This is a genomic window from Stenotrophomonas sp. CCNWLW162 (assembly GCF_037203745.1).
Classification (GTDB): Bacteria; Pseudomonadota; Gammaproteobacteria; order Xanthomonadales; family Xanthomonadaceae; genus Stenotrophomonas; species Stenotrophomonas maltophilia_AQ.
This window is the reverse complement of the sequence record NZ_JBBCBL010000001.1, coordinates 198,667-219,301: the sequence shown is the minus strand read 5'-3', so window position 1 is coordinate 219,301 and position 20,635 is coordinate 198,667. Positions and strand designations below refer to the sequence as shown.

At 66.1% G+C, this 20,635-nt stretch carries 19 protein-coding genes and 1 tRNA gene; 12 read left to right on the top strand and 8 right to left on the bottom strand.

From position 1 onward, the window contains the following. Window positions 1-2 precede the first annotated feature (2 nt). Window positions 3-89, bottom strand: a tRNA-Leu gene (locus tag V9K93_RS01070). A 141-nt stretch (window positions 90-230) separates the two neighbouring features. Between V9K93_RS01070 and V9K93_RS01065 the strand changes: the two genes are divergently transcribed. The 4 genes from V9K93_RS01065 to V9K93_RS01050 all read left to right on the top strand — a co-directional run bounded on the left by V9K93_RS01065 (window position 231) and on the right by V9K93_RS01050 (window position 4,335). Beyond that, window positions 231-665: a BLUF domain-containing protein gene (locus V9K93_RS01065; RefSeq protein ID WP_046984924.1), complete on the top strand. Its 435-nt coding sequence runs from the start codon at window positions 231-233 to the stop codon at window positions 663-665. 140 nt (window positions 666-805) lie between these two features. Then, on the top strand, window positions 806-2,092 hold the full coding sequence (locus V9K93_RS01060) for a nucleotide sugar dehydrogenase (RefSeq protein ID WP_046984925.1): 1,287 nt from the start codon (window positions 806-808) through the stop codon (window positions 2,090-2,092). 55 nt (window positions 2,093-2,147) lie between these two features. Then, window positions 2,148-3,770: an FMN-binding glutamate synthase family protein gene (locus V9K93_RS01055; protein ID WP_046984926.1), complete on the top strand. Its 1,623-nt coding sequence runs from the start codon at window positions 2,148-2,150 to the stop codon at window positions 3,768-3,770. 103 nt (window positions 3,771-3,873) lie between these two features. Continuing rightward, window positions 3,874-4,335: a GNAT family N-acetyltransferase gene (locus tag V9K93_RS01050; protein WP_046984927.1), complete on the top strand. Its 462-nt coding sequence runs from the start codon at window positions 3,874-3,876 to the stop codon at window positions 4,333-4,335. Between the two features lie 77 nt (window positions 4,336-4,412). On the opposite strand, the gene V9K93_RS01045 is transcribed toward V9K93_RS01050, so the two are convergent. Together V9K93_RS01045 and V9K93_RS01040 are read right to left on the bottom strand one after the other, a co-directional pair. Continuing rightward, window positions 4,413-5,660: a TIGR03862 family flavoprotein gene (locus V9K93_RS01045; protein WP_337301960.1), complete on the bottom strand. Its 1,248-nt coding sequence runs from the start codon at window positions 5,658-5,660 to the stop codon at window positions 4,413-4,415. Continuing rightward, a complete protein-coding gene (locus tag V9K93_RS01040) occupies window positions 5,647-6,081 on the bottom strand; it encodes an FKBP-type peptidyl-prolyl cis-trans isomerase (protein WP_046988230.1) in 435 nt (144 codons plus the stop codon). Before V9K93_RS01040 ends, V9K93_RS01045 begins: the two co-directional genes overlap by 14 nt. 70 nt (window positions 6,082-6,151) lie before the next feature. Here V9K93_RS01040 and V9K93_RS01035 point away from each other — a divergent pair, with 70 nt between their 5' ends. The 4 genes from V9K93_RS01035 (at window position 6,152) to V9K93_RS01020 (ending at window position 9,429) form a co-directional block, all read left to right on the top strand. After that, window positions 6,152-6,517 carry a DUF6164 family protein gene (locus V9K93_RS01035; RefSeq protein ID WP_046988229.1) on the top strand — a complete coding sequence of 122 codons (366 nt, stop codon included), beginning with the start codon at window positions 6,152-6,154 and terminating at the stop codon, window positions 6,515-6,517. A gap of 375 nt (window positions 6,518-6,892) precedes the next feature. Beyond that, window positions 6,893-7,660 (top strand): sulfurtransferase, encoded by a 768-nt coding sequence (locus tag V9K93_RS01030; RefSeq protein ID WP_136638595.1) that lies wholly within the window; start codon window positions 6,893-6,895, stop codon window positions 7,658-7,660. Between the two features lie 208 nt (window positions 7,661-7,868). Continuing rightward, complete coding sequence (locus V9K93_RS01025) at window positions 7,869-8,864, top strand: LLM class flavin-dependent oxidoreductase (protein ID WP_046988222.1); 996 nt, start codon at window positions 7,869-7,871, stop codon at window positions 8,862-8,864. Between the two features lie 67 nt (window positions 8,865-8,931). Continuing rightward, entirely contained in the window at window positions 8,932-9,429 is a 498-nt protein-coding gene (locus V9K93_RS01020) for a pyridoxamine 5'-phosphate oxidase family protein (RefSeq protein ID WP_046988220.1), read from the top strand. Between the two features lie 92 nt (window positions 9,430-9,521). On the opposite strand, the gene V9K93_RS01015 is transcribed toward V9K93_RS01020, so the two are convergent. After that, a complete protein-coding gene (locus tag V9K93_RS01015; protein ID WP_046988219.1) occupies window positions 9,522-10,181 on the bottom strand; it encodes an exopolysaccharide biosynthesis protein in 660 nt (219 codons plus the stop codon). Next, window positions 10,165-11,469 carry a hemolysin family protein gene (locus V9K93_RS01010; protein WP_041864498.1) on the bottom strand — a complete coding sequence of 435 codons (1,305 nt, stop codon included), beginning with the start codon at window positions 11,467-11,469 and terminating at the stop codon, window positions 10,165-10,167. Before V9K93_RS01010 ends, V9K93_RS01015 begins: the two co-directional genes overlap by 17 nt. A gap of 292 nt (window positions 11,470-11,761) precedes the next feature. Between V9K93_RS01010 and V9K93_RS01005 the strand changes: the two genes are divergently transcribed. Beyond that, window positions 11,762-12,388 carry a DUF47 domain-containing protein gene (locus V9K93_RS01005; RefSeq protein WP_025878890.1) on the top strand — a complete coding sequence of 209 codons (627 nt, stop codon included), beginning with the start codon at window positions 11,762-11,764 and terminating at the stop codon, window positions 12,386-12,388. A gap of 13 nt (window positions 12,389-12,401) precedes the next feature. Beyond that, the gene (locus V9K93_RS01000) at window positions 12,402-13,523 is read left to right on the top strand and encodes an inorganic phosphate transporter (protein ID WP_006431323.1); all 1,122 of its coding nucleotides are present in this window, start codon (window positions 12,402-12,404) and stop codon (window positions 13,521-13,523) included. Between the two features lie 379 nt (window positions 13,524-13,902). On the opposite strand, the gene V9K93_RS00995 is transcribed toward V9K93_RS01000, so the two are convergent. From V9K93_RS00995 to parE, 3 genes are all read right to left on the bottom strand, one after another. Further along, complete coding sequence (locus tag V9K93_RS00995; RefSeq protein ID WP_046984407.1) at window positions 13,903-15,399, bottom strand: S10 family peptidase; 1,497 nt, start codon at window positions 15,397-15,399, stop codon at window positions 13,903-13,905. A 109-nt stretch (window positions 15,400-15,508) separates the two neighbouring features. Beyond that, the gene (locus tag V9K93_RS00990; protein ID WP_046984408.1) at window positions 15,509-16,087 is read right to left on the bottom strand and encodes a GNAT family N-acetyltransferase; all 579 of its coding nucleotides are present in this window, start codon (window positions 16,085-16,087) and stop codon (window positions 15,509-15,511) included. 171 nt (window positions 16,088-16,258) lie between these two features. Then, window positions 16,259-18,148, bottom strand: a complete 1,890-nt coding sequence (parE, locus tag V9K93_RS00985; protein WP_046984409.1) for a DNA topoisomerase IV subunit B — start codon at window positions 18,146-18,148, stop codon at window positions 16,259-16,261. A 172-nt stretch (window positions 18,149-18,320) separates the two neighbouring features. Between parE and V9K93_RS00980 the strand changes: the two genes are divergently transcribed. Beyond that, window positions 18,321-18,554 carry a hypothetical protein gene (locus V9K93_RS00980; protein WP_032969519.1) on the top strand — a complete coding sequence of 78 codons (234 nt, stop codon included), beginning with the start codon at window positions 18,321-18,323 and terminating at the stop codon, window positions 18,552-18,554. A 400-nt stretch (window positions 18,555-18,954) separates the two neighbouring features. After that, window positions 18,955-20,619, top strand: coding sequence for a CTP synthase (pyrG, locus tag V9K93_RS00975; protein ID WP_004152841.1), 1,665 nt, complete (start codon window positions 18,955-18,957; stop codon window positions 20,617-20,619). Window positions 20,620-20,635 lie beyond the last annotated feature (16 nt).

Here is a 20,635-nt window from a genome sequence, read left to right as displayed (position 1 = left end):
TGTGGTGCCCGGAGCCGGAATCGAACCGGCATGGGGTTGCCCCCGGCGGATTTTAAGTCCGATGCGTCTACCAGTTTCGCCATCCGGGCCTGCAGCGCGGCGCCGATTGTAGCCCACCTGCCGCACGACGGCTGGATTGCACCGGAGCAGTGACCTGCGGGGACGTGCTTAACTGTTGTGCCTGTTCATGTCATAGTCCCAACCATCGTTCCCAGGGGGGGAGCCACCTGATGTCGCTGCACGCGATTGCCTATGCCAGTGAGGCCCGCGCCGATCTGCAGACAACCGATCTTGACCGCCTGCTGGCCGATGCCTCGGCATTCAATCGTGTAGCCGGCGTCACCGGCGTGCTGATGTTCGACGGCACGCGCTTCCTGCAATACCTGGAAGGTCCGGAAGATGGCATCGATTCGGTGTTCCCGCGCATCCTCAACGCGCGCAGCCATGGGCAGCTGAAGGTGTTGTGCCGTGCGCCGGTAGCGCAGCGTGCATTCCCGCGCTGGTCGATGGGCACGCGACGGATCGAAGCGGACCTGCTGGCGCAGATCGTCGATGCCGCCTGGCCAGGCTTCCTGCAGGGCAGCGGTGGCTTCGAACGCCTGCGCCAGGCCTGGACGGGTGCCGATGGCGAACTCGAACCGGCAGCGGTCGCACTGGGGTCCTGAACTGCCTTGGCGGCGGGGGGCGAGGCCGTTACGCTGTAGCCTTTCCGGCGTGGGTTCCTCCGAGTGGTACAGCGAATGAGCGTATTGGCCGAAGCGATGGCTGCGAACGTGAAGCCTTGCCTGTTGCACTGGGCGTGCCGATGAATGTGCCTGTTGCAGCGGCCGACGCACCCCGTTTTGCGGTGATCGGCCTGGGCTATGTCGGGCTGCCGCTGGCGGTGGCCTTCGGCCGGCACTGGCCGACGCTGGGTTTCGACATTGACGCCGGGCGCATCGCCGAGCTGCGCAACGACGTGGATCACACGCTGGAAATGGAAGCCGACGAGCTGGCCAGTGCGCAGCTGCTGGAGTACGGCAGCGATCCGGATCTGCTTGACGCGTGCAACGTCTATATCGTGACCGTGCCGACGCCGATCGATGCCTACGAGCAGCCCGACCTGGAGCCGCTGCGCTCGGCCACGCGGCTGATCGCCAGCCACCTGCGTGCTGGCGACCTGGTGATCTACGAATCCACGGTGTATCCCGGCACCACCGAAGAAGTGTGCGTGCCGCTGCTGGAGCAGGGCTCCGGCCTGCGCTTCAACGAAGACTTCTACTGCGGCTACAGCCCGGAGCGGGTCAGCCCCGGTGATCGCCAGCGACGCCTGGCCGACATCCGCAAGATCACCTCCGGCTCGACACCGGAAGTTGCTGCGGTGATCGACGGCCTGTACCAGCGCATCATCGCTGCCGGTACGTTCCCGGCGCCGTCGATGCGCGTGGCCGAAGCGGCCAAGGTGGTCGAGAACATCCAGCGTGATGTCAACATCGCGCTGGTCAACGAGCTGGCACTGATCTTCGACCGGCTCGGCATCGATACCCAGGACGTGCTCGACGCGGCGGGCAGCAAGTGGAACTTCCTACCGTTCCGGCCGGGCCTGGTTGGCGGCCACTGCATCGGCGTGGATCCGTACTACCTGCTGCACAAGTCAGAGAGCGTGGGTTTCCACCCGGACCTGATCCATACCGCGCGGCAGGTCAACAACCGCGTGGGTGAGCATGTGGCGACGCGGGTGCTGGCAATGCTGGCCGAACGCGGCCGCGCACCGGCGCAGGCGCGCATCCTGGTACTGGGCGTGACCTTCAAGGAAGACTGCCCGGACCTGCGCAACAGCCGCGCGCTGGAACTGGCGCAACGCCTGCGCGATGCCGGTGCCCAGGTCGAGGTCAGCGATCCATGGGTCGGCCCCGCCACATTGGCCGACGAAGGTGTGCAGTGGCTTGCCGAGCCAGCGGCAGGCTGCTACGACGCGGTGGTGCTGGCCGTGGCACACGCCCACTTCAAGGCGATGGATGAAACACGGATCCGCAGCCTGCTGGCGCCCGGTGGCCTGGTCTACGACGTGAAGTCGGCCTGGCCGCGCAACGTGGTTGACGATCGACTGTAAACCCCGGCGGCAGTCGGCGCGGTAGACTCGGGGGCAGTTGCAACCGAGGAAAGCCATGCACCGGTATATCGTCTACCTGCTCGCCATCCTGATGTTCCCGATCTGCCTGTGGCTGGCCGTGATATGGCCGGCCTGGTACTGGGGCGTCGGCCTGACTGCCGCGATGGTGGCGCTGGGGACCTGGGACCTGCTGCAGAAGCGCAGCACGCTGCGCCGCAATTATCCGGTGATGGCGCACTTCCGCTACGGCCTGGAATCGATCGGCCCGGAGATCCGCCAGTACTTCGTGCAGAGCGACCTGGAGGACGTGCCGTTCTCGCGCCAGCAGCGCGCGCTGATCTACCAGCGCGCCAAGAACGAAATGGACACGGTGCCGTTCGGCACCCTGCGCAGTACGTACGCTGTGGACTACGAGTGGATCAACCATTCGCTGGCGCCGACGGCCATCGCCAAGCATGACTTCCGCGTGCTGATCGGTGCCAACTGCGCCAAGCCCTATTCGGCCAGCGTGTTCAATATCTCGGCGATGAGCTTTGGCTCGCTGTCGGCCAATGCGATCCGTGCGCTGAACGAAGGCGCGCGGCGCGGCGGCTTCTACCACGACACCGGCGAAGGCTCGATTTCACCCTATCACCGCGAAATGGGGGGTGACCTGGTGTGGGAGATCGGCTCGGGCTACTTCGGGTGCCGTGACGAGAAGGGCGGTTTCAGCGAGGAGCGCTTCGTTGCCAATGCCACCCATGACCAGGTCAAGATGATCGAGATCAAGCTGTCGCAGGGTGCCAAGCCCGGCCACGGCGGCGTGCTGCCGGCGCCGAAGGTGACCGCCGAGATTTCGGTGACCCGTGGCGTGCCGATGGGCGTGGACTGCGTGTCGCCCTCGCGTCACTCGGCGTTCTCCACGCCGGTGGAGCTGCTGCAGTTCGTGGGCCGCCTGCGCGAGCTGTCCGGTGGCAAGCCGGTCGGATTCAAGCTGGCGATCGGTCACCCCTGGGAGTGGTTCGGTATCGCCAAGGCCATGCAGGAGACTGGCCTGTTGCCAGATTTCATCGTGGTCGATGGTGCCGAGGGCGGCACCGGTGCAGCCCCGGCCGAGTTCGTCGACCATGTCGGCGTGCCGATGCACGAGGCGCTGCTGCTGGTACACAACACGCTGGTCGGCCTGGACCTGCGTGACCGCATCCGTATCGGTGCGGCGGGCAAGATCACCAGTGCGTTCGACATCGCGCGGACCGTCGCGCTGGGGGCCGACTGGTGCAATGCCGGCCGTGGCTTCATGTTCGCGCTGGGCTGCATCCAGTCGCTGAGCTGCCACACCGACAAGTGCCCGACCGGCATCGCTACCCAGGACCCGGCACGCTGGAAGCACCTCGATGCGCCGGACAAGGCAACGCGTGTGTACAGCTACCACGAGCACACGCTGCACGCCTTGAAGGAGCTGCTCTGCGCTGCAGGTTTGAATGACCCGGCGGAGCTGGGTCCGGAGCACATCCTGCGTCGTGTTTCGCCGGTTGAGATCCGTTCGCTGGCGTCGCTGTACCGTTATCTGGAACCGGGCGAGCTGCTGCACAAGGTGCCGGACCACGCGGTGTTCCATGCGTTCTGGGCCGATGCACGCAGCGACTCGTTCCAGCCACCGCCGAAGATCCAGGCGTTGCGCGCCAGCAAATCGCGATGACGCTTCTGTAGAGTCGAGCCATGCCCGACTGCCTTTCAATCAGGCATGGCGACGTTGGAACGAAGAACAGCCGAGCATGGGCTCGGCTCTACAAGGAGGTGTCATGCAGTTCAGGACCGGCACCATGGCCGATGTGGCCACGTTGTGGGCGCTGCGTACGCGCTGCGTGCGCGAAACCTGCAGCAGCCACTACCCGCCGGAGGTGATCGCCCCCTGGTCGGCTTCACCACCGCCGGTGCAGTACGCGCGGTTGCTGGGGCAGGGCGGTTGCGTGGTGGCCGAGGACACGCAGGGAGACCTGCTGGGTTTCGGCGTGTTTGATCTCGAGGCCAACGAAGTGGATGCGTTGTTTGTCGACCCGGATCAGGGTGGCAGGGGCATCGGCCAGGCCCTGATGCAGCGCCTGTTGGCGATGGCCGACCAGGAGCGCGAGGTCGTGCTGTCGGCCTCGCTCAATGCCGTGCCGTTCTACCAGCGGCAGGGCTTCGTCAGCGTGCGCGAAGAGGCTTACCCGCATCCCAGTGGTGTTTCGCTGGCCTCGGTGAGCATGCGCAGGCCGTGGTGACCAGCGTGTAGAGCCGAGCCCAAGCTCGGCTCTACAACGCAACGCAGCCGAGCAAGCTTGACTCTACGTGGTAGGCCTCAACGCTCGGCCAACCACCCGATCACGCCTTCCGCAGCACGCAGGCCACTGGCGTAGCACGCGGTCAGCAGATAGCCCCCGGTGGGGGCTTCCCAGTCCAGCATCTCGCCAGCACAGAACACGCCGGGCAGCGCCTGTAGCATCAAGTCCTCATCCATCGCATCCAGGCGCACGCCACCGGCGGTGCTGATCACTTCGGCCATCGGCCGCGGGCGCAGCAGCCGAAGCGGCAGGCGCTTGAGCGTGGCCACCACGGCGCTCAGATCGTTGCCCGCTTCCTTGCCGAGGAGCTCGAACACCAGCGCGGCCTTCACTGCATCCAGGCCGGCCTGGCGGCGCAGATGCTCGCCAAAACTACGGCCCTTGCGCGGGCGCGACAGGTCGGCAAGCAGGCGTGCCTCGTCGCGGCCCGGCACCAGGTCCAACCACAACATGGCGTGGCCATCGCGGTTGATGGTCTCGCGCAGATCGGCCGCCAGCGCATAGACCAAGCTGCCTTCGATGCCGTACTCGCTGGCCACGCATTCGCCCTGCAGCGACCGCGGCTGGCCGTCCAGGTCGATCCAGTGAGCAACCACCGGCTTCAGCGGCGCGCCGGCGTTGCGCTGGGCAAAGAACGGCGTCCAGTCGACGTCGAAGCCGCAGTTGGCTGATTGCAGAGGGGCAATGTCCACGCCATGTGCCTGCAATGGTGTGACCCAGGCGCCGTCACTGCCGAGCTGCGGCCAGCTGCCACCACCTACTGCCAGCACGGTGGCATCGGCGTGGACCGCGATCTCACCCTCTTCCGTGGTGAAGCGCAGGGCGCCGTCGTCACTCCATCCGATCCAGCGATGGTTGGCATGCAGGCGCACGCCCTGTTCCCTCAATCGGCGCACCCAGCCGCGCAGCAGCGGTGCCGCCTTGCGGTCGACCGGGAACACGCGGCCGGAGCTGCCGACGTAGGTTTCCACGCCGAAACCGGCGGCCCAATCGCGCAGCGCCTGCGCGTCGAAGCCATCCAGCCATCGGCCGACCGTGGCGACCTGCTCGCGGTAGCGGCTGTCGAACAACGGGCGCGGCTCGGAGTGGGTGAGGTTGAGCCCACCCTTGCCGGCGATCAGGAACTTGCGGCCGGGCGAACCCTTGGCCTCGTACAGGTCGACCTCCAGCCCGGCCGCGCGCAGGCGCTCCGCGGCGAACAGGCCGGCCGGACCACCGCCGACGACGGCGACCCGGTGTGGCGTTGCGGTATTACGGTTTGACATCGAGCAGCTCGACATCGAACACCAGCGACGAGCCAGCCGGGATCGGGCCGACGCGACGGTCGCCGTAGCCGTAGTCCGGCGGAATCATCAGGGTGCGCTTGCCACCGACCTTCATGCCGGCCACGCCTTCATCCCAGCCGCGGATGACCTGGCCTGCGCCGAGCGCGAAGGTGAACGGTTCGCCACGGCTGACCGAGCTGTCGAAGGTCTTGCCGTGCTTGGTTTCGGTGCGGTTGTCGTAGATCCAGCCGGTGTAGTGCACGGTGACCTTGTTGCCGGCAACGGCTTCGGTGCCGGTGCCAGGCACGGTATCGATGCGCTCGAAGGTGGTCAGGGTGCCGCCCGGCGGCGGGCCGGCGGGTTCGCTCGAACAGCCAACGGCGGCGAGGGACAGCAGCAGGGGAAGCAGCAGGCGGCGCATCGGGCGTCTCCGGAAGGGCGCAGGGCGAGGGCGGCAAGGGTAGCGCATCGGCGCCGGGTATCATGGGCGCATGGCAAAACTCCTGCTCAATCTGCGCAATGTCGGCAACGACGAATATGCCGATGTCTGCACGCTGCTCGACCAGCACGGCATCGCCTGGTATCGCACCGAACCCAGCCCGTGGGGCATCTCCAATGGCGGCCTGTGGCTGCGCGAGGATGCCGATCATCCGCGCGCCAAGGCGTTGATGGCCGAATACCAGGCCGAACGCGGGCCGCGCATCCGTGCCGAGCGCGAGCAGGCGTTGCGCGAGGGCACGGCGGAGACCTTCGGCAGCCTGTTCCGGCGCCGACCGGCATATGTGGTGCTGGTGCTGCTGGCGATGGCCGGTGCGGCGGCGCTGGTGCTGCTGCCGTTCGTGCTGTTGCGGGGGTAAGGGGGACTTCCGGTCGGGTTGCACCCGGCACCCGCAACGGCAACGGCAACGGCAACGTCAAAAGCCGGGCTTAAGTGGGAGGGCGGGGCGGTGTAGACAGGCGGGGGACGGCAAAAACTGCTCCTGCCTGCCTCGTAGAGCGCCTTGCTCGTGTGCGCTGTCCTGCGCACACGGCAAGACCGGGGTTGGGCGTCCTGCCCAACCCGCCCGGCGCATGCCCCGGGCCCATGGCGCTCTGCGCCCCCGCCTGCCCACATCGCCCCACCCCTGACAGATTCCGGGTGTCTGCCGGGCTTGGGGTCGGATCCCTCTGCTGCGCAGAGGGCTCTGACCCCTGAATCTGTCCGGAGGGGCGGGAGGCGCTAAAATGGCGGGATGATCGCCAATACCGCCGCCTACCATTTCGCCGTCATCGACGCCCCCCAGGCCCTGTGCGACCAGCTGCTGGCGCGTGCCGAGGCGGCTGGGCTGCGGGGCACGATCCTGGTGGCAGGCGAGGGGCTGAACCTGTTCCTGGCCGGTGCGCCTGGGGCCATCGAGGGTTTCTATGTGGCGCTGCGTGCCGATGCGCGCTTTGCACATATGCGGGTCAAGACCAGCCTCAGTGAGCACCAGCCGTTCGCGCGGCTGAAGGCCAAGGTGAAGGACGAGATCATCAGCTTCCGTCGCGACGACGGCCAGCCGCTGGATTACCCGCGCGCGCCGGCGATCGATCCGGCCACCGTGCAGCGCTGGTTGCGGCAGGGGCATGACGACGCCGGCAAGCCGGTGGTGATGCTCGATACGCGCAACCTGCAGGAAGTGGAGTACGGCACCTTCAAGGATGCGCTGGTGCTGCCCATCCACAAGTTCACCGACCTGCCCGAGGCGCTGGCGCCGCACCGCGAGGCGCTGAAGGACAGCACCGTGGTCAGCTTCTGCACCGGTGGCATCCGTTGCGAGAAGGCTGCGCTGTGGATGGTCAACGACGGCATGGACAACGTGCTGCAGCTCGACGGCGGCATCCTCGGTTACTTCGAGGAGGTGGGGGGCGAGGGCTACGAAGGACGCTGTTTCGTGTTCGACGAGCGCGTGGCGCTGGATGCCGAGTTGAAGCCGATGGTCGACCAGCCGATGCCGGAGCCGCGCCCCAGCGCGTTCTGACAGGGCGCCGGTCGAGCCGGCCGCTGGCCGGCTGCAAGGGCTCTCCGTCTGTCGGCCAGCGACCGGCACTAACCAACACGCATGGCACCCCGGGCCATGCCCGGCGGCCCTGAACCCGCCCCACGGGAATCAGCATCCCGCTACCGTCACTGGCCGCCGCGCCTCGCCGTCCCCATGCAAGGGGAATCCTGTGACGGAAAACCGCCTGATGATTCCATTGTCGATTCTCGACCTGGCCCCGGTCTGCGAGGGCAGTGACACCACCGCCGCCTTCGCCAACATGCTGGAGCTGGCCCAGCATGCCGATGGGCTGGGCTACCGCCGCTACTGGCTTGCCGAACACCACAACATGCCCGGCATCGCCAGCGCCGCCACTGCGGTGTTGATCGGCCATGTCGCCGGCGGCACCAAGCGCATCCGCGTCGGTGCAGGGGGCATCATGCTGCCCAACCATGCGCCGCTGCAGGTGGCCGAGCAGTTCGGCACGCTCGCCTCGCTGTATCCGGACCGCATCGATCTCGGCCTGGGCCGTGCGCCGGGCACCGATCAGCCGACCGCGCGTGCACTGCGCCGCTACTTCGACAGCGCCGACCAGTTCCCCCAGGACGTGCGCGAGCTGCTGCACTACTTCGAGCCGGTGCAGCCCGGGCAAGCGGTGCAGGCCGTTCCGGGTGGTGGCCTGCGGGTGCCGACCTGGATCCTCGGTTCCAGCCTGTTCGGTGCGCGCATGGCCGCCTCGATGGGCCTGCCGTACGCGTTCGCCTCGCACTTCGCACCGGACGTGATGGACGAAGCGCTGGCCGTGTACCGCCGTGAGTTCCGCCCTTCGGCGACGTTGAAGCAACCGCACGCCATGCTGGCCTTGAACGTTGTCGCCAGCGACAGCGAAGCCGAGTCGCGTCGATTGTTCACCAGCCAGCAGCAGAGTTTCGTGAACCTGCGTCGCGGCCGCCCGGGCAAGATTCCGGCACCCATCGACGACATCGAGTCGTTCTGGGAGCCGCATGAGAAGCTGGGCGTGGAGCGGGCACTGGCCTGCACCGTCCTCGGCGATCCGCAGCAGGTGGCCGAGGGCATCGCCGCTTTCGTTGAGCGGCACAAGCCAGACGAGCTGATGCTCACCGCGAACCTGTACGACCACCGCGCGCGCCTGCGCTCGTTCGAACTGGCGATGCAGGCCTGGCACGCCCGCCACGCGGGCTGAACAATTGCGTCACGAGCTGTTGCAGCGATGCACGGTCTGATGGGGCTCCCACTCATGGAGCCCCCACATGTCCAACGCCCGCACTGAACACATTGCCCAGCTGGCTGAACTGATCAGGGACGTGGAGGTGGCGATGTTCACCACCACCGGTGTCGATGGCCGCCTCTACAGCCGGCCGCTGGCCACCCAGCAGGTCGCCTTCGACGGCGACCTGTGGTTCGTCATCACTGCCGACAGTCCGAAGGTGGCTGAAATCGCGCTCGATCCGCACGTCAACGTGGCCTATGCCTCGCCGTCGAAGAATACTTACGTGTCGGTCGCGGGGCGTGCGCGCGTCGTCGATGACCGCGCAAAGATCGAGGAATTGTGGTCGCCGGCGATGAAACTGTTCTTCCCCGGTGGCAAGGATGATCCCAACCTGCGCCTGATCCATGTGCGCGCCGATTCGGCCGAGTACTGGGATGGCCCGGGCACGTTGCTGGGCAAGGCGCTGACGTTCGTGTTGTCAGCAGTGCAGGATGAGCCCGGGCAGTTGGCCGACAACGGGTTCATTGACCTTCGGTGATGGCCGATGTCCGGTATTGGTAGTGCCGGCCGCGGGCCGGCAATCCTGGAAACGTGGCGGCCGGCCAGCGGCCGGCTGTACCGGGTTCCGGCTCAGAACCAGCGCTGGAACAACTCCACCGTATAGCCCACCAGCTGCCCGGAACTGAAACCGAAGAACGCGATCGCTGCCAGCGCTGCGATCCAGTTGAACAGCATAAGCGCGCCATCGCGTTCCAGCAGTGCCAGCGAGAACAGCAGCAGCTGGAAACCGAACAGGAAGTTGGTGAACGGGATCGGCAGCGACAGCAGCAGGCCGAGCAGCACCAGCAGCAGGCCGGTGAAGGCATGCGCCGGCAGTGGCGTGAGAAGTTGCGGCAGCCGTGGCTTCAACATCCGGTCCAGCCGCCGCAGCGGGCGATCGATGCGGTCGAGGAAGCGGTGCATGGTGCTGCGTCTGGGGCCGCGGCGGGCAATGAAGCCCGGGAGCCAGGGCCGGCGCAGGCAGCACAGCATCTGCACCCCGATCAGAATTACCAGTGGGCCGCTGACCGCGCCTCCCATGCCCGGAATCGGGATGAACGATGGCAGGATCGCCACGAACAGGAACACGCCGAAGGCGCTCTGCTGCAGGTTGCAAAGGATCTGGCCGAGCGGCATGTGCTCGGCCGGGTCGCCGGAGGCGAACATCTCCAGCAGGGTGCGGATGCCCTCGTTGCGGTAGGCCGGGCGCTCAACGCCCGGACCCTGGCCGGCCTCAGGCGGTGAGCTCATCGGCCTGCTCGTCCGACAGCGTGCGCAGCAGCAGCTTGTCCACGCGGGCACCGTCCAGGTCGACCACCTCGAAGCGCCAGCCGGCCCAGTCAAAGTACTCGCCCGCGTGCGGGATGCGGCCGAAGTAGTGGATGCACATGCCGGCCAGCGTGTAGTAGTCGCCATCCTCGGCATCGGGCAGGTCGTTGCTGCCGATCAGCTCGCGCAGGTCCTCGATCGGCAGCGAGCCGTCCACCAGCAGCGAGCCGTCCTCGCGGGTCACCACCAGCGCATCTTCGTCGGCATTTTCGGTGGCCTGCAGACGGCCAACCACCGCGCCCATCAGATCGCTGATGGTCACCAGGCCCTGGATCTCGCCGTACTCGTCCACCACCAGCGCCATCGACTGCTGTTCCTCGCGGAAGATCTCCAGCAGCTTCATCGCGTGGGTGGATTCAGACACGTACAGCGGCTCGCGCAGGGTCTGGAACAGCGCGTTGTCACCGCGCGCCATACGTGTGGCCAACGACTTCAGTTCAAGCACGCCGACCACGTCCATGTCGTTGTCGCGGTACACCGGGTACCGCGAGAACTCATGCTCGGCCATGATCTCCAGGTTCTTGTCCAGACCGCCCTGCGTGTCCAGCCAGGCAATCCGGTTGCGCGGGGTCATCAGGCTGTCGGCGGTACGATCGCCCAGGCGCATGACGCGGTTCATCATGTCGCGTTCGTGGGCGTCGATCACGCCGGCCTCGTGGCTTTCGGCCACCAGCATGCGGATCTCTTCTTCGGTCACCGAGGCGACTTCATCCTTGCCCAGGCCGAAGAGGCGCAGCACCAGCTGGGTGGTCTTGGACAGCAGCCAGACGAAGGGCAGGGCCAGCTTGGCCAGCCAGCTCATCGGCATCGCCACCAGGCTGGCAATGGCCTCCGAACGGGTCAGCGCCAAGCGCTTGGGCACCAGTTCGCCGAAGATCAGCGTAATGAAAGTGATCAGGCTGACCGCCAGCGCGGTACCGACGTTGCCGGCGTAGGCAAAGCCGGGCATCAGGCCCTGGATCCAGCCGGCGAAGGCTTCACCCAGCGCTTCACCGCCGAGGTAGCCGGTCAGCACGCCGATCACGGTGATACCGATCTGCACGGTGGACAGGAAGCTCTCCGGCTTCTCCGACAGCTCCAGTGCCTTGGCAGCGCGCTTGGAGGTGCCGGCCATCTGCTTCAGGCGGCTCTTGCGCGAGGTCATGACCGACATCTCGGACATGGCGAAGAAGCCGTTCAACAGAACCAGCGCGAAGACAATCAGGATCATTTCAAACACGGGCATCGTCCCCGGTTGGTGGCAGGGAGGGCGGGTGCTTGCGATGGCGGCAGGCGCTCAGGAACAGGGTCCGGCGCGGCGCAGGGGGATAAGGGTCGTCGTCCATAAGGTGCGCCCGAGGGCGCGCTGGCATCTTAGCAAAGGGCCGTGGCAGGGTGGCAACTGCCTGTTCAGGTTGAGGGTCCCCAGCCCCCGAAAGGAGGCGGGGATACCCGAGATGGTCATCTAGCCGTCATAATTCCGTCTGGTGCCGTCCTTCCCGCGACGGCTGACAGGTTTCTCAATGTTCTCTCTGCAGACCATTTTCGGTTCCGGCAAACAGTTCTACACCCTGCTCGATGAGGCTGCCGTCGCGGCTTCCGATGCCGCCAAGGCACTGCATTCGATGCTGCGCGACGCCGATCGCCAGCCCGCCCTGGATGCCTTCAAGCTGGCCCGCCTGCGCGAACGCGCGGCCTCGGACAAGATCAGCCAGGCGCTGGTGGACAGCTTCATGACCCCGATCGAGCGCGAAGACATCGAAGCGCTGGGCTCGGCCCTGTACAAGATTCCCAAGCAGATCGAGAAGTTCGCCGATCGCTATTCGCTGGCCACCACCCACCTGGAACACATCGACTTCGCGCCGCGCGCGGCGATGCTCGAGCAGGCCGCTGGCGTGGTGGTGGAGATGGTGGCCGACCTGCGCCACATGAACCTGGACCGGATGACCGCGCTCAACGAGCGCCTGCGCTCGCTGGAAAACGAGGCCGACCGTCTGATGCTTGAGCTGTACCGCGACATCTACTCCGGTCGCCTGGACAACCTACAGATGTTCCTGCTGAAGGAATTCTTCGAGATCCTGGAAAAGGCCATCGACCGCTGCCGCGAGGCCGGTGTGGTGGCGTACCAGATCGTGTTGAAGAACAGCTGACGGGCCGGTACCGATGCTCACCCTAGTCCTGGTGGTGATCCTGGCCGCGCTCGTCTTCGAGTTCATCAACGGCTTCCACGATACCGCCAACTCCATCGCTACCGTGGTGGCAACCAAAGTACTGTCGCCCGGTTGGGCGGTGATGCTTGCCGCCTTCATGAACCTCATCGGTGCCCTGACCGGCACCGCGGTCGCACTGACCATCGCGTCGGGCCTGCTCAACACCAACGTGGTCGACGTGACCCCGCAGGTGATCCTGTGCGCGCTGCTGGGCGGCATCATCTGGAACCTGATCACCTGGTGGAAGGGCCTGCCGTCTTCGTCTTCGCACGCCCTGATCGGTGGCCTCTGCGGCGCCGGCCTGGCTGCGGCCCACAACAACTGGGACGCGCTGATCTGGTCCGAGCGCCTGGGCAGCTGGGCGCAGAACAAGGGCCTGCTGTGGAAGGTGTTCGTGCCGATGATCACCTCGCCGATCGCCGGCTTCCTGCTGGGCATCGTGGTGATGGTGCTGCTGTGGGGCTTGATCGCCGGCCTGGCCAAGATCGGTGGTGCCATCGGCCGCCTGGCCCGTCCGCGCATCGTCAACGCCTTCTTCGGCAAGGCACAGATCGCCTCGGCGGCCTACATGGGCTTCGCACACGGTCATAACGACGCGCAGAAGACCATGGGCATCATTGCGATGACCCTGATCGGTGCCGAAGCAACCGGTGCACTGAATGACCTGCCGTCGTGGCTGGCCTTCATGCATCCGGACGCGCATGCCGGCGATGGCATCGCCATGTGGATCGTGCTGACCTGCGCGGTGGTGATGGCTGCCGGTACCGCTTCGGGCGGCTGGAAGATCATCAAGACCCTGGGTCACAAGATGGTCAAGCTGCACCCCATCCATGGCTTCGCCGCAGAGACCAGCTCGGCCACCATCCTGACCCTGGCGGCCCACTTCGGCATGCCGGTCTCGACCACGCACAGCATCTCCACCGCGATCATGGGCGTCGGCTTCGCCAAGAACCCGCGTTCGCTGAAGTTCGGCGTGATCGAACGCATCGTCTGGGCCTGGATCCTGACCATTCCGGCAGCAGGTGGTTGTGCGTACCTGATCCTGAAGCTGTTCGAGCTGTTCGGCTGGACCTGAGGCCCGCGGCCTTAGCTTAGGGTCAGAGCCCTTTGCCTGCGGGGAAAAGGATCTGACCCCAACAATCGAAAAAGCCCGCCGGATACCGGCGGGCTTTTTTCATGGGCGAAGAATTTTCCGTATCCAGCGTGCCGACCAACGGTCGGCACCCACCAACAGCCGCAGGAATCTGTCAGCGGCGGGGTGGGGTGGGGTTGCAGGACCGTTGGCGCCATGGATGGCGCCATCGAGCCCCCATGGATGGGTTTACGGCGTGTCCTGCAACCCCATCCCGCCTCGCCAGCCCACGGGAACCCGGCCTTTGACGTTGCGGTTGCAGTTGCAGTTGCCGTTGCCGTTGCTGTCAGCGGGTGCCGGGCCGCAGGCCCGGCCGAACCCCTCAGTTACGCTGGAACAACGCCTGCACATCCTTCCGGAATGCCGCCTGGCTGTCCGCCCGGCTGTAGAACATGTGCCCGCCCGGATAGCTGCGTACCTGTACCCGGTCCGGATTGCTGCCCATCGCCGGCATCTGGTCCACCGTCAGGATCGACCCCATGAACGGGCACGACAGGTCGTTCCAGCCATGCACGATCAAGACCTGAAGGTGCGGATCGATCGCCACCGCCTGGCGCAGCTGGGTCACCGCGCCCTGGCGCAGATCACCGTTGCGGTCCCACAACCGGTTCACCTCGTAGTTCAGCGCCTGGTAGCGGGAATCCACCTTCCAGCCGACCACGCGCGTGACGAAGTCGACCATCGCCGTGGTGGTCGGCGCGATGATGCTGTCCAGCAGCGGATCGTTGGCACGCTGCTCCGGATCGTTCGGGAACGGATCGAACGCGGTCACGTTGGAATCGTAGCGGCTGCCCAGCGTGCCCTTGTCGCGGAACACCTCGCGCAGGTACGCCTGGGTTTCCAGACGGCCACCGGCACGACGCACGAACTGCGGATCCAGGCCGGTCAGCTCGGTCACCCGGCGCAGCATCGCCTCGGTGGCCTGCGGATCGCTGCGGCCCCTCATCAGCGCGGTGGCGTAGTCGCCGCGGGTGTACTCGACCACGTCACGCATCGCCGCGTCGGTCAGCTTGCCCTGGCGCTCGAGGTGCGCGGCGGCGATCGACGGCAGTGTCTGCATCCACGCCATCGGCGAGACATCGGCGTTGTCTTCCAGGGTCGGGCTCAGGTACGGCGACACCAGCACCAGGCCGTTCATCGCCACGCCCAGCCGGGTCTGCAGGTAGTGGGTGATGCGCGGGCCGCGGTAGCCACCGTAGCTTTCGCCGGTCAGGTACTTGCGCGAGGCCATGCGCTGGTTGCGCAGCAGCCAGTCGTAGATCGAGCGCGACAGGTACTCGATGTCGGCGTTGGGGTTGTACAACTGCTTCTTGGCCTCGTCATCGCCGATGCGTGCGCGGCTGAAGCCGGTGCCGACCGGATCGATGAATACCAGGTCGGTGAAGTCCAGCCAGGTGCCCGGGTTGTCGTGCAGGGTGGCCGGCGCCGAGGCGCTGTCGCCTTCCGAACCGAAGGTCACCACCTTGGGACCGATCGCGCCCATGTTGAGGTAGACCGACGAAGCGCCGGGGCCGCCATTGAGCGCGAAGGTCACCGGCCGGTCCTTGCCCGGCATCGTGTAGGCGGTGAACACCACGTCGGCGATCACCTTGCCCTTCTCATCGCGCACCGGCAGGGTGCCAACGGTGGCGGTGTAGTCGAGGGCGCGACCGGCCAGGCGGATGCTCTGGCGAGCGGACGCATCGGCCGGCAGCGCAGGTACCTCGGTCTTGTCGTCCTTGGCATCGGACTTGGTTTCGGCGGCGGGCGCGGCCAGCACGCTGGCGGGAGCAATGAGCAGGCCGACGCAGAGCGCGGCAGTGTGCAGCAGGGACTTCATGGCACCGGATCGGCAGCGGAAGGGGTTCCGATGCTAGGCCGCTACGGTGCCGCGCCGTATGTGTCCAAAGCCATGGCCAGGCGTTGTCGCCTGTTGCGGCCAGATTGGGTCAAGCGGGCAGGGCGGCGGCCGCTTCGTCGTCGGCCAGCAGCCCGTACACCGCCGAATCGGCCAGTTCACCCTGGATGCGCCAGCGCTGGCGCAGCAGGCCCTCACGGTGGAAGCCGAGGCGTTCAAGCACGTGCGCGGAGGCCGCGTTGCGCGGATCGATTTCGGCTTCCACGCGATGCAGGCGCAGGGTGTGGAACAGGTAGGCCAGCACCTGCTGCAACGCTTCGTGCATGTAACCCTGGCCCTGCAGGCCAGGCGCCAGCAGGTAGCCGATCTCGGCGCGGGCAGCGTCACGGTCGACGGCAAATACCACGCAGATGCCCAGCAGTGGCCCCTCCAGCGATTCGCGTACGGCCAGCTTGAGCTGGGTGCCGGTGGCGTGTGCCGCGAGGTCGTCGTCGATCTGCTCGCGGGCTTCGGCAGGTCGTTTCCAGGCCGGATGGTTCCACCAGCGCATCACCGCCGGGTCGGATTGCAGCGTGAACAGCGCAGCCGCGTCATCACGGCGGATCGGGCTCAGGATCAGGCGCGCGCTGTGCAGCGGCAGGCCGGGGAACAGCAGCGAGTTGGCGGGCAATTCAGTCGTCCACGCAGATGAGCGCGCATTATGGACCCGCAGGGTTTGCCGATGGGGGTGTAATGGCCCCGTGGCGCATGAACCGGTAGTGCCGGCCGCTGGCTGGCACCACCGGTTAACGGGGGTCAGAGCCGTTCACCGGTGGGAAACGGCTCTGACCCCGCTCAGCGATCAGGCTTCCAGCGAAGCGAGGTCGCCCTTGCTTTCCAGCCAACCCTTGCGGTCGGACGCACGCTTCTTGGCCAGCAGCATGTCCATCAGCGAACTGGTCTGCTCGCGATCGTCCACGGTCAGCTGCACCAGCCGGCGGGTATCCGGATGGATGGTGGACTCACGCAGCTGCGGCGGATTCATTTCACCCAGGCCCTTGAAGCGGGTCACGTTGACCGCGCCCTTGATCTTCTCGCGTTCGATCTTGTCCAGCATCGAGCGCTTTTCTTCCTCGTCCAGGGCGTAGAACACCTGCTTGCCCACGTCGATGCGGAACAGCGGCGGCATTGCCACGAACACGTGGCCGGCATCGACCAGCGCCGGGAAATGCTTCAGGAACAGTGCGGTCAGCAGGGTCGCGATGTGCAGGCCGTCGGAGTCGGCGTCGGCCAGGATCACCACCTTGCCGTAGCGCAGGCCGCTGATGTCATCCTTGCCCGGATCGCAGCCGATGGCGATGGCCAGGTTGTGTACTTCTTCCGAGGCCAGCACGCTGTTGGACGAGACTTCCCAGGTGTTCAGGATCTTGCCGCGCAGCGGCATGATCGCCTGGAAATCCTTGTCGCGGGCCTGCTTGGCGCTGCCGCCTGCCGAATCACCTTCGACCAGGAACAGTTCGGTGCGCGACAGGTCCTGGCTGATGCAGTCGGCCAGTTTGCCGGGCAGGGCTGGGCCTTGGGTGACCTTTTTGCGGACGACCAGCTTTTCGGTCTTCAGGCGCGCACTGGCGCGCTCGATGGCGATCTGCGCGATCTTCTCGCCCAGTTCCACGTTCTGGTTCAACAGCAGGCTGAACGCATCATGCGCGGCGCCTTCGACGAAGCCGGCGGCCTGGCGCGAGGACAGGCGTTCCTTGGTCTGGCCGCTGAACTGCGGGTCGGTCATCTTCAGCGACAGCACGAACGACACACGGTCCCAGACGTCTTCCGGGGCCAGCTTGACGCCGCGTGGCAGCAGGTTGCGGAAATCGCAGAACTCGCGCAGCGCTTCGGTCAGGCCAGTGCGCAGGCCATTGGCATGGGTGCCGTGCTGCGCGGTCGGGATCAGGTTGACGTAGCTTTCCTGCACCAGCTCGCCTTCCGGCAGCCAGGCCACGGCCCAATCAACGATCTCCGTGTCCTTCTTCAGATTGCCGACGAACAGATCGGCCGGCAGCGATTCGCGGTCGCCCAGCTCCATCTTCAGATAATCGCGCAGGCCGTCCTCGTAGTACCAGGTATCGACTTCGCCGGTGGCTTCGTCGGTCAGCTTCACGGTCAGGCCCGGGCACAGCACGGCCTTGGCGCGCAGCAGGTGCTTGAGCGCACGCACGGCGAACTTGGGCGTATCGAAGTACTTCGGATCCGGCCAGAAGCGCAGGCGGGTACCGGTGTTCTTCTTGCCGACGGTGCCGACCACTTCCAGCGGCGAGGCGCGGTCGCCGTTGCGGAAGGTGATGCGGTGTTCGGCACCTTCGCGCTTGATGTGGATTTCCACCAGGGTCGACAGCGCATTGACCACGCTGACGCCGACGCCATGCAGGCCGCCGGAGAAGGTGTAGTTGTTGTTGTTGAACTTGCCGCCGGCATGCAGGCGGGTGAGGATCAGCTCGACGCCCGGGATCTTCTCTTCCGGATGGATGTCCACCGGCATGCCGCGGCCGTCATCGCTGACCTCTACGCTGCCGTCCTTGAACAGGGTGATCTCGATCGAACGGGCGTGGCCGGCGAGGGCTTCGTCCACCGAGTTGTCGATCACTTCCTGCGCCAGGTGGTTCGGGCGCGCGGTGTCGGTATACATGCCGGGGCGGCGCTTGACCGGGTCAAGGCCGGACAGGACTTCAATATCGGCGGCGTTATAGCGGGCGTTCATCTGTCTTCGAAAGCTTGGAGCGACGCGCAAGTGTGCGGTCTGGCCCGTGATTTTGCACGCCTGCGGTTCAGCCTTGGAGCGCGCAAGGGGGTAAAATGGCACCCGCTGGAATCTGAACGCCGGCGCCCCTAGTTGGACCGATATGTCCAAGCCATACCGCGAGGAGGACTCCATGAAGAAGTTGCTGACCATTGCGATCCTGGCCGCCGCTGCCGTTGCAGTGCCGCTGGTGCTGGCGCAGAACGCCGGCCAGCCGGCCCCGCAGCAGGGCGACCAGGCCGACAAGGCGCAGTCCGAGGCGGACGCCAAGGCCAAGCGCCGCGCCCAGGCCAATGCCGAAATGAAGGCCAAGGGTCAGCCGGTCCCGCAGCAGGAAGAAGAGGAAGAAGCGCGCAAGAAGCGCTGATCCCACAACCTGCCAGGCGCCCTTGCGACAAGGGTTGCGCTCCGGAACGCCCCGCCCAGCGGGGCGTTTTTTGTTGGATGGGACGCACAAGCCCCTTGGGTTGGCGGCCATCAATCTGTAAACTATGGCTTTCCGGGAGTAAGTGCGTGTCCACCATTTGCGAATGGGCTGGAGCGGCCAAGCGTGGCTTCCAGCATGGCGGGTCGCAGGTGACGGTCGATTTGACCGGCACGGCCACCCCGACCTCGCACGGTGGTCCCCGTCCGGCGCCTGCCGCCGCATGGAACGGCACCTCCCTCGCTGTCCCAGCGAACCGGAAAACCCCCTCTGAGCACCATGCCCGCCCTCCGGGTGCGCGTGGTGCTGCCGTTTTCCATTTCCAGACAGGATGCTTGCAGCCATGACTCCCTTGATTTTCGTAACCGGCGGCGTGGTGTCCTCGCTCGGCAAAGGCATTGCCGCCGCGTCGCTGGCCGCCATTCTCGAAGCCCGTGGCCTCAAGGTCACGATGATGAAGCTCGACCCGTACATCAACGTCGACCCGGGCACCATGAGCCCGTTCCAGCACGGTGAGGTCTATGTCACCGACGACGGCGCCGAAACCGACCTCGATCTGGGCCACTACGAGCGTTTCGTGCGCACCCGCCTGAGCCGCAAGAACTCGGTCACCACCGGTCGCATCTACGAGAACGTGATCCGCAAGGAGCGCCGCGGCGACTACCTGGGCGCAACCGTGCAGGTCATCCCGCACATCACCGACGAGATCCGTCGCTGCATCGATGAAGCTACCGAAGGCTACGACGTGGCCCTGGTCGAGATCGGCGGCACTGTCGGCGACATTGAATCGCTGCCGTTCCTGGAAGCGATCCGCCAGGTGCGCACCGAGCGTGGCCCGGAGAAGGCACTCTTCATGCACCTCACCCTGGTGCCGTACATCGGCGCCGCCGGCGAGCTGAAGACCAAGCCGACCCAGCACTCGGTGAAGGAGCTGCGCTCGATCGGCATCCAGCCGGACGTGCTGCTGTGCCGCTCCGAACAGGCCGTGCCGGATTCGGAGCGCCGCAAGATCGCCCAGTTCACCAACGTTTCCGAACGCGCGGTGATCAGCGTGCCGGACGTGGACGTGCTGTACCGCATTCCGTCGGGCCTGCATGCCCAGGGCCTGGACGAGATCGTCGTCAACCAGCTGAAGCTGGCCGACAAGGTCGGTCCGGTCGACCTGTCGATGTGGGAAGACGCGGTCGACGCGACCCTGCACCCGCTGGACGAAGTGACCATCGCCGTGGTCGGCAAGTACGTCGACCACCAGGACGCCTACAAGTCGGTCGGCGAGGCACTCAAGCACGGCGGCCTGCGCCAGCGCACCAAGGTCAACCTGAAGTGGCTGGAAGCGCAGGATCTGGAAGGCACCGATATGGCCGCGCTGGCCGATGTCGATGGCATCCTGGTGCCGGGTGGTTTCGGCGACCGTGGTTTCGAAGGCAAGGTGCTGACCTCGAAGTTCGCCCGCGAGCAGCAGGTGCCGTACTTCGGCATCTGCTATGGCATGCAGGCCGCGGTGGTCGATTACGCGCGCAACGTGGTCGGCCTGGAGGGTGCCAACAGCACCGAGAACGACCGCCAGTCGCCGAACCCGGTGATCGGCCTGATCACCGAATGGCGCACTGCCACCGGCGACGTCGAGAAGCGTGACGACAAGAGTGACCTGGGCGGCACCATGCGCCTGGGCCTGCAGGAACAGCGCCTGAAGCCGGGCACGCTGGCTCGTGAGCTGTATGGCAAGGACGTGGTGGCCGAGCGTCACCGCCATCGCTACGAGTTCAACAACCGCTACCGTACCCAGCTGGAAGATGCGGGCCTGGTGATCGCCGGCAAGTCGATGGACGACACCCTGGTGGAAGTGGTCGAGCTGCCGCGCGATGCGCACCCGTGGTTCCTGGCCTGCCAGGCACATCCGGAATTCCTGTCCACCCCGCGTGACGGCCACCCGCTGTTCATTGGCTTCATCCGTGCCGCGCGCGAGCGCAAGGCCGGTGGCAAGCTGCTGCAGGAAGTGCGCGCCTGACTTGTCATGGGGGCTG

Excerpts from the sequence above, each read along its gene's own strand:
- V9K93_RS01065 (WP_046984924.1), top strand. The coding sequence starts at position 231 with ATGTCGCTGCACGCGATTGCCTATGCCAGTGAGGCCCGCGCCGATCTG.
- V9K93_RS01045 (WP_337301960.1), bottom strand. The coding sequence starts at position 5,660 with ATGTCAAACCGTAATACCGCAACGCCACACCGGGTCGCCGTCGTCGGC.
- V9K93_RS01020 (WP_046988220.1), top strand. The coding sequence starts at position 8,932 with ATGTCCAACGCCCGCACTGAACACATTGCCCAGCTGGCTGAACTGATC.
- V9K93_RS01015 (WP_046988219.1), bottom strand. The coding sequence starts at position 10,181 with ATGAGCTCACCGCCTGAGGCCGGCCAGGGTCCGGGCGTTGAGCGCCCG.
- V9K93_RS01035 (WP_046988229.1), top strand. The coding sequence starts at position 6,152 with ATGGCAAAACTCCTGCTCAATCTGCGCAATGTCGGCAACGACGAATAT.
- V9K93_RS01060 (WP_046984925.1), top strand. The coding sequence starts at position 806 with ATGAATGTGCCTGTTGCAGCGGCCGACGCACCCCGTTTTGCGGTGATC.
- parE (WP_046984409.1), bottom strand. The coding sequence starts at position 18,148 with ATGAACGCCCGCTATAACGCCGCCGATATTGAAGTCCTGTCCGGCCTT.
- pyrG (WP_004152841.1), top strand. The coding sequence starts at position 18,955 with ATGACTCCCTTGATTTTCGTAACCGGCGGCGTGGTGTCCTCGCTCGGC.
- V9K93_RS01050 (WP_046984927.1), top strand. The coding sequence starts at position 3,874 with ATGCAGTTCAGGACCGGCACCATGGCCGATGTGGCCACGTTGTGGGCG.
- V9K93_RS00980 (WP_032969519.1), top strand. The coding sequence starts at position 18,321 with ATGAAGAAGTTGCTGACCATTGCGATCCTGGCCGCCGCTGCCGTTGCA.
- V9K93_RS01000 (WP_006431323.1), top strand. The coding sequence starts at position 12,402 with ATGCTCACCCTAGTCCTGGTGGTGATCCTGGCCGCGCTCGTCTTCGAG.
- V9K93_RS01010 (WP_041864498.1), bottom strand. The coding sequence starts at position 11,469 with ATGATCCTGATTGTCTTCGCGCTGGTTCTGTTGAACGGCTTCTTCGCC.
- V9K93_RS01025 (WP_046988222.1), top strand. The coding sequence starts at position 7,869 with ATGATTCCATTGTCGATTCTCGACCTGGCCCCGGTCTGCGAGGGCAGT.
- V9K93_RS01055 (WP_046984926.1), top strand. The coding sequence starts at position 2,148 with ATGCACCGGTATATCGTCTACCTGCTCGCCATCCTGATGTTCCCGATC.
- V9K93_RS01030 (WP_136638595.1), top strand. The coding sequence starts at position 6,893 with ATGATCGCCAATACCGCCGCCTACCATTTCGCCGTCATCGACGCCCCC.
- V9K93_RS01005 (WP_025878890.1), top strand. The coding sequence starts at position 11,762 with ATGTTCTCTCTGCAGACCATTTTCGGTTCCGGCAAACAGTTCTACACC.
- V9K93_RS01040 (WP_046988230.1), bottom strand. The coding sequence starts at position 6,081 with ATGCGCCGCCTGCTGCTTCCCCTGCTGCTGTCCCTCGCCGCCGTTGGC.
- V9K93_RS00995 (WP_046984407.1), bottom strand. The coding sequence starts at position 15,399 with ATGAAGTCCCTGCTGCACACTGCCGCGCTCTGCGTCGGCCTGCTCATT.